Below are 12253 nucleotides of genomic sequence, written 5' to 3' on the forward strand. Positions count from 1 at the left end.
AGTGTGTGCAGCAGGGGAAAGCGGTTCTGCCTCTGTCCGGTACAACGATTAATCCGGGCAATGATCAATTAATAATATTCAGTTCAGCCTGATCAGTATCACTGTCAGGAGAGTTTACCCACCGCAGCGGCAATTTCCGGCAATGCCGCACGTGCAAACAGCTCTTCAAAGTCAGGCAGGTGGCCCAGCACTTCCCGGTTACAGGCATCCTGATACATGATCCAGCCGTAGGTCGCCAGACTGTCCATGGAGCGGATGTTACGTTGCGTCAGTGCCGCTTTGTAATCTGACATGCGTTTAGTACCAATCAGACTGGCCAGTTCATCATCGCTGTAACTCTCGATGGCAGAACGGGCATGACGTTGCAGCTTGCTGACCAGTGAAAAGTCTTCCGTCATCAGCAGATTGCGGACCGCTTTTTCCACCGCCGCATCTTCAACCGGCGTGCCTTTCGGCAACTTCGCCAGTGCCAGCTGCTGGGCAAAGCTCAGCACGGTGTAGTTGTTCAGCAGGACAAACATCTCCTGCGTATCGGTCGCGCCATAGGCCGGAACGGCACCGTTGGCGATGGTTTTACCCTGACGCCACGCGGCTTTGAATTTCGCTACCTGATGGCCTGCCAGCGCCGTGGACAGCTCTTCGAGCAGATCTTTGCGGCTCTTGGCTTTCAGGATCTCGCCGCCATCCTGATAGAGCAGCAGTGAGCGCGGCATCACGTAAACAAAGTGGTGGCACTCTGTTTCCCAGTTCTCCAGCAGCCACGCGGCACGTGGTGACTGGGTCGCCTCCAGGTGCCAGTTCAGCATGGTCAGCACGGCCTGCTTGTGCACCTGCGCCATCTCATCCTGATCCGCAATCGATCCGAAGCGTACTGAATCACCTGCAGCGTGGCTGGCCAGCGATCCATACGGGTCGTACTGGTAAGCAAAGCCGCCGCTCATGCCGTTGCCAAATCCTTTACCAAAGGTGCCGAGGTTGAGAATGGCACCGTTAGTCATATATTCGCAGCAGAAGTCACCCACGCCTTCAACCACAGCCGTTGCGCCGGAGTTACGTACTGCGAAGCGGTCGCCAGCCTGGCCCTGCACGAACAGTCGTCCGCCAGTCGCGCCAAACAGGGCAAAGTTACCGATCAGCACGTTGCCATCGCCATCCTGCGCGCCGCCCCCAGGCGACATCACAATCAGCTCACCACCACACTGTCCTTTGCCGACACCGTCATTACAGGTGCCGTAATGGGACAGCTGCATGCCATCGTTGCAGAAGGCGCCAAATGACTGACCGGCAGATCCGGTGGTAGAAATTTTTACGCTTTCAGGGGCCAGATAGCGGCGACCGCGATCGTCGGTCATTACCGCAGGCATCGCCTGCAACTGGTGTGCGCTGAGCTGATGGTTCAGCATGCGCTCAATGTCGATGGCCAGCTGGCCGCCAACGCTTTTGTTGCGGTTGTTCAGGACGATGCTGTTGCCCAGTGAGACGTCAGGATTTCCCTGCTCCACCAGTGACTGCTTAACCTGCTCAATCCAGCCATCATCCAGCTCAAAATCTTTTTCCAGGTAAACCGGCTTGTCGATTTTCAGCTCTGGCACCACGGTGAGCATGGCGCGTAAGTCGAGTTTGCCGACTTCCAGCGGATGATCCATCAGGTGCAGCAGGTCAGAGCGACCACGCGCCTCACGCAGGGAACGCAGGCCCATACGTGCCAGAATTTCACGTACTTCATGCGCGACGTTGAGGAAATACTGCGCCAGCTGACGCGGATCGCCATCAAAGGCTTCTGCGTTAGTGGTTAAGCCAGCCGGGCACTTCACGTTGCAGTTCTTCGCCATCACGCATTTCAGCATCATCAGCGCGGTGGTACCGAACTCAAAGCTGTCACCGCCCAGCAAGGCAGATTTCACCACGTCGCTGCCGGTCTGCTGTGCGCCAGAGCAGCGCAGCAGCACTTTCTCACGCAGGCCGTTGGCACACAGCGCCTGGTGGACTTCAGCGATGCCGATTTCGGCCACGCGTCCGGTATATTTCAGGCTGGTCACCGACGCCGCGCCGGTACCGCCGGTGTTACCTGCAACGTTAATCACGTCGGCACCGGCTTTAGCCACGCCAACTGCGATGGTGCCGATCCCTTCTGACGACACCAGTTTGACAATGACGCGCACGCGCGCGGCTTTACAGTCGTGGATAAGCTGCGCCAGATCTTCGATGGAATAGGTGTCATGATGCGGCGGCGGCGAGACCAGCTCGACGCCAGGCGTACCGCCACGGGCCGCAGCAATCTCTACGGTCACTTTGGCCGCCGGTAACTGACCGCCTTCGCCAGGCTTCGCACCCTGACCAATTTTAATCTCCAGCTCTTCCAGCATCGGATCCGCCAGATAGGCAGCCCAGACGCCGAAACGACCCGAGGCCAGCTGTTTGATACGCGAGGCACGGATGGTGCCGTGACGGGAGTAATGCTCGCCACCTTCACCGCAGTTACTCATGCCGCCGACCATGTTGGTGCCGTGTGCGACCGCTTCATGAGCCGGCGCGACCAGTGCACCGTGGCTCATTGCCCCGGAAGCAAAGGTACGGGTAATTTCACAGGCTGGCTGTACTTCGCTCAGCGGCAGTGAGGGCAGGGTGGTGAAGATACGTGACAGATAATCTGCCGCTTTACCGTATGCGGTCACTTTCAAAGCGCCAGTGACCACGTCGCTGCTCTCAATATCATCGCCGAAACGGGATTTCAGGGCGCGGGAGAGGTTCTGCAGGCGTTCGGTCTCAGGCTTCAGCCCCTCGATCGCATCGGTCAGACGCAGCATAAAGTGATTCAGGCTGCCATCCACCGCTTCACACTCCATGCCACGAATAGCAAAGCCGTTGTTGGTCAGCGAGTAGCGTCCCAGCTTGCGACGGAATTCCGCTTCGCTGTCAATGTGGGTCAGATCAGCCGGGAATGTCAGAATGTCACGCAGCGCCGCCGGGCGACGTTTACGCTCTTCATACATCAGACTTGAGAACTGACGGTAATCGGCCGTAATCGCAAAGTTGTTGATCACGTCATCCGGGATGCGCTCAAAGCTGCTGTCTTTGAAGGTCTCTGGCTTGATACCAAACGCGTTATCCAGTTTTGCCAGCGTCATCAGACGAATGAAGTTGTCCTCTTCGCGCGCCTTGTCGGCAAAGCGAATCGGCTCTTCGGTCATGTCGATGAAGGTGCGCACGGCGATAGTGCCGTAGGAGTGACCTGCACCTTCTGCACGCTCTTTAAACAGGCCCAGCAACGGCACTTCAGATTCGCCCTGAATCCTGAGCGCGCTCTGGTGCCAGTCAACGGCCATCGCTGCGATGGCTGCGAAGCCCGCGCCACCCACCGGGGTTTTGATATTCGGGAAATACTTTTTCAGCACCGGATCGTCAGTGTTGAGGAAGTTAGGCTCAAAGAATTCGCCGCTGCTGTAACTTTCAACGGTACAAAGGCCCACTTTGCCCATGGTTTTCATCAGCGCTTTTTCAGCGGCTTTGGCATAGCGCTTAAAGGCTTTGTTGCCTTCTTCACCTTCACCAAATTTTTCCTCTGCACGCATCTGTACGCCCAGCGGATAGATAGCGGAAGCCCCGAAGCCGAGGGTGGCAGCAATGTGGTGCGAAGATATGCTCTGGCCGCTTTCTACGACCAGAGAAACATCCAGACGCAGGCCTTCCTGCACCAGGCGCTGGTTAATGGCAGAAACCACCAGCAGCATCGGGATTGCGGCGTGCGTTGACGAGATGTGACGGTCAGTAAGCACGGCGATGCCACCCTGCGAACGGGCAAAATCCACGACCTGTTGCGCCAGGTCATCAATCGCTTTTTCCAGCGCGTTTGCGTTCGCGGTGGTGCTCAGCAGATCTTTGCCGATTACCGGCTCATAGAGCATCTCAAAGCGGGCATAAGGTGCGATGGTCTGCTCGCGCAAACGCAGCATATCAAGGTGGCTGAGGATTGGGGTCGGCACCACAATCTGACGACCTTTGCTGCGGCCCAGATGCGGTTTCGCACCCAGCGCGACACGCAGCGTCATACCATCCACTTCGCGGATTGAGTCCAGCGGCGGGTTGGTGACCTGAGCAAAGCGCTGAGAGAAGTAGTGCGCCATGCCGCCTTCATGATCGGATAAGCCGTTAATGGCGTTGCCGTAACCCATCGCGGAGATTTTCTCTGCGCCGGTGTTCAGCATCGGGTCCATCATGAACTTGAAGCTTTCCTGGTTGTAGTAGTAAGCCACAAAGCGCTGATAGGTTTTCAGATCGCCGCGATAACGCAGCGGTGAACCCTGCTGCTCTGCCGGGATTTCAGGCAGATCGTCAAGACCGACGCGCGCTTCACGCAGCAGCGCTGAATAATCTTTCTCCGCCGCCAGTTTTTCCAGTGCCTGCAGCGTGGTGTAGCTGCGTTTTTCACGGTGATCGAAATAGAGCATGCCGCCCGCTTCGATACGGCCGCGACGCAAGACGCTTTCGGGTGGGAAGGCGATCTGACCGGCTTCTGACATCGCACCGATATACTCAGCCGTTTCGACTGAGCGCAGTGGACGCAGGCCAAGACGGTCAAGACGGGCGCCAATGACTTCACCATTGCCAAAGATTAATGCTGCCGGGCCATCGTTCTTCTCTTCATACAGTGAGAAGTACTCCAGCATGTCACGCACTTCTGGCGGCAGCGAACTGTCGTTTTCCCAGGCGGGTGGCATCATTGAAACCACGGCGGTGATGAGATCGAGGTTATCTTCCATCAGGCGGCTGTGGATACTCTGGTCCAGACGCGAGCTGTCAGACTGACCTTTGGGCCGCACGATTTTCTTGCCACGGGCCAGTGCCAGCGCGGACTCAGCGATGCGGTTTTTACGGTCCGTATTCAGCTCACCGTTGTGCGCCATCAGGCGGAACGGCTGGGCCATCGTGGTATGCGGATCGGTGTTAGTGGAGAAGCGGGTATGGAAAAACAGCCCGCGCACCTGATGATCGGGATCGGTCAGATCTTTGAAGTAGGGGATCACTTCATTGGAATTCAGGCGGGCTTTAAACACCTGGGTGCGCGACGACAGCGACAGCGGATAGAGACCGCCAAATTCGCTTTCGGTAAAGGCACGGGCTTCAATCGTCAGCAGGGCGCGGTAGATGCGTTGTTCGAAGTCGTTCTGGTCGACCACGTCCTGTGGCGCAGTGAAAATCCACTGCAGAATCGGTAACTGAAATTGTACGGCTGCCGGACGCGTCACGCTGCTGTCGAGCGGCATGTCACGCTTCATGATTACCGGCAGGCCAAAGCTGTTGAGTGTCTCATCTACCAGACGTTCGGCATTCGCGCGCAGCGCAGCATCTTTCGGCACAAAGAAGTTGCCGACGCCAAAGCGGCCCGCTTCCAGCGGCTGGCCGGTAATCTTGCGGAAGAAATGCAGGGAAAGGTCAACGTTGACCCCCGCGCCGTCGCCGACGCCTTCCGCTGACATACCGCCGCGGTGAGGCACCGTGCAGAGGGCGCTGTGCGCCATCTGCAGAATTTCGTGGGTCTGCTCGCCGTCCTTGCGCGTAATGAAACCTACACCACAGCTGTCACTGCCTGCTGTCGGATCATACAAGCCATAGGATTGAGGTTTTTTAGTGGACATTGAGGGTCTCCTTAACTGCTTTGACATTACCTGCACTGTTTCAGGGTCTGAGCGCAACGGGGCGCAACATCATTTTCATCGCCATGCTCTGTCGAGCGCGCGTCATAGCCCTGAGCATTTCTCTCCAGACATCGATAAAACGTCCTTAATTGAGCTGCTCTCTGATTTCCGGTCTCTTAAAGGAGATGACTTAAACCGCGCGGGAGTCTTCTTGTTGCATAGATATGCCGAGACAATGGCCCGTCTGGAAAGCTTTCAGCGGATTTCCAACTTATCGGGAAAGCGTAATCAGGTCAAATAGGGCGGTCAGACAGGGTTAACAGGGGTTTTATCTGCGTAAGATATTGAATTTATTGCTTTTTAAGGTTTAAAATGTATCACTCTGCTGCCTGCCGATCGGCCCATAAATGTGAACTGACTCACTGTAGTGCAGGCGTCAGATCTCTGCACCATGCTGGTGACGGGGTGTTAGACAGCATTAAATGCTGTTCAGAACCGTTGATGCATAGCATGTATCTGTTTTTCTTATGTCCGTCTATTTGAATGAAACAGCGGTTGGTTATAAGAAAAATTAATCAACACTGTCTTGCTTAAAATATCATTTAAGTTGAATGGGTATGCATTTAAACAGGGTGTGCCTGCGCAACAGGACGTTGCCAGGATATTGAAAACAGGCCATACGAAGAAATCACGGATTCGCTGGCGGCATTACAGATTATTCATTTGGCACAATCAGTCAAGGGTTTTAACCGCTTTGTCCTTAACGTCGCCGATCGGCTATGCGAATGCACCATAAAAGCGCATTTGATCCCGTATCTCCACGCGACGTGCCGGGACGTCAGCAGGCTAACTGCGCTATTATGAGGCTGTTTCTCTTCCAGGGAGTTGTTATGAAACAAATTCGTCTGTTGGCGCAGTACTACGTTGATTTAATGGTCAAGCTTGGACTGGTGAGGTTCTCGCTGCTGCTGGCATCTGCGCTGGTGGTGCTGGCGATGATCGTCCAGATGGCGGTTACGATGGTACTGCGAGGTCATGTCGAGAGCATTGACGTGGTGCGTTCGGTTTTCTTCGGGCTGCTGATTACGCCCTGGGCGGTCTATTTTCTGTCGGTGGTGGTCGATCAGCTGGAGGAATCGCGGCAACGGCTGGCACGGCTGGTGGATAAGCTGGAAGAGATGCGCACCCGCGACCTGGAACTGAACCAGCAGATGAAAGAGACCATCACGCAGCTGAATCAGGAGATCAGTGACCGTAAAAAGGCGGAGCTGGCTCGCGAGCAGGTGATGGACAAGCTGCGTGAAGAGGTGACCCGTCGCGAGCAGGCACAGATTGAGCTGGAGCAGCAATCCTCCTTCCTGCGCTCATTCCTGGATGCTTCGCCTGACCTGGTTTTCTATCGCAACATTGATAAGCAGTTCTCCGGCTGTAATCGGGCGATGGAACTGCTGACCGGCAAAAGCGAGAAACAGCTGATTGGCCTGACGCCACGCGATATCTATGATGATGAAGCGGCAACGAAGGTGCTGGAAACGGACGAGAAGGTGTTCCGTCATAACGTCTCGCTGACTTATGAACAGTGGCTGCAATATCCCGACGGGCGCAAAGCCTGTTTCGAGATCCGTAAAGTGCCTTATTACGACCGCGTCGGTAAGCGCAGCGGACTGATGGGCTTTGGCCGCGATATAACGGAGCGTAAGCGCTATCAGGACGCGTTAGAGAACGCCAGCCGGGAGAAGACCACCTTTATCTCTACGATCAGCCACGAGCTTCGTACGCCGCTTAATGGCATTGTCGGCCTGAGTCGTATTCTGCTGGATACCGACCTTAATCAGGAACAGCTGAAATACCTGAAAACCATTCACGTCTCTGCCATCACGTTGGGCAACATCTTCAATGATGTGATTGAGGTGGACAAAATCGAGCGCCGCAAAGTGCAGCTGGACAATCAGCCGCTCGACTTCACCGGTTTCCTCGCCGATTTAGAAAATCTTTCCGGCCTGCTGGCTCAGCCAAAAGGGCTGAAGTTTGTGCTTGCGCCACAACTGCCGCTGCCGCATATGATTTCGACGGACGGAACGCGTCTGCGTCAGATTCTGTGGAACCTGATTGGTAACGCCGTGAAGTTCACTCAGCAGGGCGAAATCGTGGTGCGGGTAGCCTATGAGCAGGACGAAACGCTGCGCTTTGAGGTGCAGGACTCCGGTATGGGTATTCGGCAGGAGGAGCAGGATAAGATCTTTGCGATGTACTATCAGGTCAAAGATCAGCATGGCGGTAAACCGGCGACTGGCACCGGTATCGGGCTGGCGGTTTCACGTCGTCTGGCGCAGGCGATGGGCGGTGACATCCATGTACATAGCGCACCAGGACAGGGCTCATGCTTCACCGTAGAGATTAAGGCGCCGCGCATTGCTGAAGAGGTGGAGGATGAAGGCCTGGACGACAGCCTGCCACTGCCTGCGCTGCATGTCCTGCTGGTTGAAGATATTGAGCTGAATGTGATTGTGGCGCGCTCGGTGCTTGAGAAGCTGGGCTGCAGCGTCGAGGTCGCCATGACCGGCAGCGAAGCGCTGGCGCTGTTCGACCCGCTGGAGTTTGATCTGGTGCTGCTGGATATTCAGCTGCCCGATATGACCGGGCTGGATGTCTCGCGTGCGATTCGCCAGCAGTATCTGGGAACGCATCTGCCACCGCTGGTGGCACTGACCGCCAACGTCCTTAAAGACAAAAAAGAGTATTTCGACGCGGGCATGGATGATGTTCTGAGCAAACCGCTGGCAGTGCCGGCGCTGACCGCGATGATCAAAAAGTACTGGGATTATCAGGCAGATTCGGAAGAGGAAACCGCAGAGGTCAGCGATGACAAAACCCGGATGCTGCTGGATGTCGCGATGCTCGAACAGTATATCGAGCTGGTTGGCCCGGGCCTGATTACCCAAAGCCTGACGATGTTTGAAAAGATGATGCCGGACTATCTTGCGGTGCTGGAATCGAATCTGATGGCGCGCGATCAAAAAGGCATTGCTGAAGAGGGGCACAAGATCAAAGGGGCGGCAGGTTCGGTCGGGCTGCAGCGCTTGCAGATGCTGGCGAAACAGATCCAGAGTCCTGAATTACCGGCGTGGTGGGACAACGTTGTTGAATGGATTGACGAGCTGAAGCATGAGTGGCGATATGATGTACAGGTATTGCGCGACTGGGTGGCAGAGCAGGATAAGTCATATCCCGGAAAAAAATGACCCCAGCCGAGGCCGGGGTGCGCGAATACTGCGCCAACACCAGGGAAAACATTGCGGCCGCTATGATTTGAATAATTAATGCAGCCGCAGGGTATTGGTTAACACTGACATCACCTTAGCAAATTCATCTTCTCATGCGACAAGATTCATTAAAATTTGTGATATTGAGCAGCGTTTAAATACAGAAAACATTAATTTGGCAACACAGTCAAGTAAGGAATCATTTTCTCTGCTGCATTGCTGTTATTTTAATCAAATTTGTGGTTTTTGGTATAGTTTTGACGCTGCTCAGCTGCAAAGCAAAGGCTGAGCAGCTGTAAATTAAGCTGGTATTAACCTTTCCCTCTTCAGAGAGGCTAACGCGCTGATATTGCAAGTGACCACCCTGAAATGACACGAATTATCCAAAACGATTTGGAATGATAAAAAAGAATCTAAAACTTTGTTCTGCACTTGCACTGACATCATTGCGCTTAATGAGAGTAAAAAGGGCCACAACAACTCTGAGTAACGCTGTTAAGCGCTGTTTATTTATACGTTATCAGCGTGATTCTGTTTAAGCTTTGGGCGTCTCATCATTCATAAAAAAATAACAGTTAAGAATATCGAATGATTTAAACCGGCGCTTATCACCCATTATTAAGTGTTTATCTGGAAAGATGCTAAGCCGTGGCAATGAATGGAACCGATTCCTTTTTACCGGAAGTCCTTGAACTATTTCGAACTGTTGCAGCATTTTGATGCAAAATGATTGAATAAAGTCTGGAAACCGCCGCAAGGTTTTCAGCGATTTTTGTGAAAAAGCTGCTTTTCTGGCAGTGATTACATGAGTGATTAATTAACGTCTGAAACAGGTATGGGAAGATTGCATGAACAAGCATAAAGGAAGCGTCGGACAGCGTATCAGACGTATTATTGGTCGTGTCATGCTGGTATGGCTGGGCGTATGGCTGGCGGGAATTTTGCTCTTTTCGTTCCTGCCGGTACCGTTTTCAGCGGTGATGGCTGAACGACAGATCGGTGCCTGGTTACGCGGTGACTTTAGCTATGTCGCCCATTCTGACTGGGTCGGACATGATGAGATTTCGCCGTGGATGGGGCTGGCCGTTATCGCCTCAGAAGATCAAAAGTTTCCGGACCACTGGGGTTTCGATGTCGCGGCGATTGAATCTGTACTGGATAACAGCGATAGCCGGATGCGTGGTGCCTCCACGCTGTCACAACAGACAGCAAAGAATCTGTTTCTGTGGGATGGCCGCAGCTGGGTGCGCAAAGGTCTGGAAGCGGGGCTGACAGTAGGTATTGAGACAGTCTGGACGAAACGACGTATTCTGACCGTCTATCTTAATATTGCAGAGTTTGGACCGGGTATCTTTGGCGTTGAAGCAGCTTCACAGCGCTACTTCCACAAGCCAGCCAGCCGGCTTACCGCTGCCGATGCCGCCTTACTGGCGGCCGTTCTGCCTAATCCTATCCGTTATCGTGCGGCTGCGCCTTCAGGCTACGTCAGAGAGCGACAGCAGTGGATAATGCGTCAGATGCGCCAGCTTGGCGGGGAAGGCTTCCTGCAGCGTAATAAGCTCGACTAAGACTTAGTCTTCATCAAAGCCTGCTTCAAACAGCTCAATGACCGCTGCCAGCGCCGGGATCTCCTCCGGACCGCTGGCTTCAATCTCTATGTGTCCGCCTTTAGCCGAGTCGAGCATCAGCAGCGCAATTACGCTGCTGGCTTCGGCTTCTGTGCCCGCTTCGTTGCGCAGCAACACTTCGGCATCGAAGCTCTGCACCAGCTCAAACAACTTCATTGCCGGACGGGCATGCATGCCCAGCTTATTTTTGATTTCTACAGTTTGTCTGACGGTCATGATTTGCGCTTTTCCAGCGTGCGATGGCGTGACTGTACATTCTTACCGCGCGAACGGAAGTAATCCGCCAGCTGTTCTGCAATATAAACTGAGCGGTGTTTGCCACCAGTACAGCCAATCGCCACGGTAAGATAGCTACGGTTGTTGGTCTCCAGCATCGGCAGCCAGAGTTCAAGATAGCTGCGTGTCTGGTAGATAAAGTTGTGCACTTCAGTGTGGCGGTCAAGGAAGGCCGCCACCGGACGATCAAGGCCGGTCATCGGGCGCAGCTTAGGATCCCAGTGGGGATTAGGCAGAAAGCGCACGTCAAAGACATAATCAGCGTCAATCGGGATGCCATGTTTGAAGCCAAAGGATTCAAACACCATGGTCAGTTCGCGTTCACGCTTGCCCAGCAGACGGGTACGCAGCATCTCGGCCAGCTCATGTACCGACATCTCTGAGGTGTCGATGATCAAATCGGCACGCGAACGCAGCGGCTCCAGCAGATCGCTCTCTTCATCGATAGCGCTCTCCAGCGACAGATTTTTGCTGGAGAGGGGATGCAGACGGCGCGTATCGCTGTAACGGCGAATCAGGGTATTGCGATCGGCGTCGAGAAACAGCAGCTGAGGTGAAAATGTGTCAGGCAGATTATTCAGCGCGGTTTCAAAAATTTCCGGGGATTCAGGCATGTTACGCACGTCGATGCTGACCGCCGCCGAAATATTGCGTTCCGCCAGCGAATTGGCCAATTCAGGCAGCAGCACGACCGGCAGGTTATCAACGCAGTAGAATCCCATATCTTCCAGCGCACGGAGCGCCACTGACTTCCCCGAGCCTGAACGACCGCTAACGATCATCAGCACCATGACCTTCTCTCCCGTTTTAAAACCGGCACCGGGCCGGTAAAGACGCGTTACTGCTCTGTCTGGACTTCCGTAATAATGGCATAGAGTTCTTCATCACTCTGCGCAGCACGCAGGCGACGGCAAACCGTTTTATCTGCCAGACGTTTTGCCACCAGTGAAAGGGTGTGCAGGTGTGTTTTGCACTGGTCAGCCGGAACCAGCAATGCAAACAGTAGGTCGACCGGCTGGTTGTCGACGGCATCAAACGCAATCGGCTGCTCGAGGCTGATAAATACCCCAACCGCACGCAGCGTATCCTCTTCCAGCTTGCCGTGAGGAATGGCTATTCCGTTACCAATACCGGTACTGCCCATGCGTTCGCGGGTCAGAATCGCTTCGAAAAGCGTCTGGTGCGGCAGGTTGAGCTGCTTAGCGGCCAGTTCGCTGATGATTTCCAGCGCACGTTTTTTGCTCTGGCAGTGTACGCCGCTGCGGGTGCAGTCTGGCGAAAGCACTGTGCTCAATTCCAGTGTAAGGTCGTTGTTCATTATCGTTTCACTTGCGTGTTCACCAGGCCATTCACCACCAGCGCGCTGATATGTGCGACAAACGGCGCTTGCTCAGATGACAAAACGGGGCGGATTATCCGCCCCATCCTGTCAGCTCTGCGCGGCAGGCGC

The 12253-nt window shown here is 54.4% G+C and carries 6 protein-coding genes; 2 read left to right on the forward strand and 4 right to left on the reverse strand.

What is annotated here, in order from left to right:
* Positions 1-104: 104 nt before the first annotated feature.
* Positions 105-5636: a glutamate synthase-related protein gene (locus FA92_RS00440; protein ID WP_033781620.1), complete on the reverse strand. Its 5532-nt coding sequence runs from the start codon at positions 5634-5636 to the stop codon at positions 105-107.
* 890 nt (positions 5637-6526) lie between these two features.
* Between FA92_RS00440 and arcB the strand changes: the two genes are divergently transcribed.
* Both arcB and mtgA read left to right on the forward strand, forming a co-directional pair.
* Positions 6527-8878 carry an aerobic respiration two-component sensor histidine kinase ArcB gene (arcB, locus tag FA92_RS00445; protein WP_033781622.1) on the forward strand — a complete coding sequence of 784 codons (2352 nt, stop codon included), beginning with the start codon at positions 6527-6529 and terminating at the stop codon, positions 8876-8878.
* Between the two features lie 869 nt (positions 8879-9747).
* Entirely contained in the window at positions 9748-10467 is a 720-nt protein-coding gene (gene mtgA, locus FA92_RS00450) for a monofunctional biosynthetic peptidoglycan transglycosylase (RefSeq protein WP_013359875.1), read from the forward strand.
* A gap of 3 nt (positions 10468-10470) precedes the next feature.
* Here mtgA and npr read toward each other — a convergent pair whose 3' ends face one another.
* The 3 genes from npr to ptsN are packed head-to-tail and all read right to left on the reverse strand — an operon-like array spanning position 10471 to position 12121.
* Positions 10471-10743, reverse strand: a complete 273-nt coding sequence (gene npr / locus FA92_RS00455) for a PTS phosphocarrier protein NPr (protein ID WP_010251923.1) — start codon at positions 10741-10743, stop codon at positions 10471-10473.
* Complete coding sequence (gene rapZ / locus FA92_RS00460; protein ID WP_010251920.1) at positions 10740-11594, reverse strand: RNase adapter RapZ; 855 nt, start codon at positions 11592-11594, stop codon at positions 10740-10742. Before rapZ ends, npr begins: the two co-directional genes overlap by 4 nt.
* 47 nt (positions 11595-11641) lie before the next feature.
* Positions 11642-12121 (reverse strand): PTS IIA-like nitrogen regulatory protein PtsN, encoded by a 480-nt coding sequence (ptsN, locus tag FA92_RS00465; protein WP_013359876.1) that lies wholly within the window; start codon positions 12119-12121, stop codon positions 11642-11644.
* Positions 12122-12253 lie beyond the last annotated feature (132 nt).

It is taken from the genome of Pantoea sp. 9140, assembly GCF_000745295.1.
GTDB classification, from domain to species: Bacteria; Pseudomonadota; Gammaproteobacteria; order Enterobacterales; family Enterobacteriaceae; genus Pantoea; species Pantoea vagans.

Excerpts from the sequence above, each read along its gene's own strand:
- FA92_RS00440 (WP_033781620.1), bottom strand. The coding sequence starts at position 5,636 with ATGTCCACTAAAAAACCTCAATCCTATGGCTTGTATGATCCGACAGCA.
- rapZ (WP_010251920.1), bottom strand. The coding sequence starts at position 11,594 with ATGGTGCTGATGATCGTTAGCGGTCGTTCAGGCTCGGGGAAGTCAGTG.
- mtgA (WP_013359875.1), top strand. The coding sequence starts at position 9,748 with ATGAACAAGCATAAAGGAAGCGTCGGACAGCGTATCAGACGTATTATT.
- arcB (WP_033781622.1), top strand. The coding sequence starts at position 6,527 with ATGAAACAAATTCGTCTGTTGGCGCAGTACTACGTTGATTTAATGGTC.
- npr (WP_010251923.1), bottom strand. The coding sequence starts at position 10,743 with ATGACCGTCAGACAAACTGTAGAAATCAAAAATAAGCTGGGCATGCAT.
- ptsN (WP_013359876.1), bottom strand. The coding sequence starts at position 12,121 with ATGAACAACGACCTTACACTGGAATTGAGCACAGTGCTTTCGCCAGAC.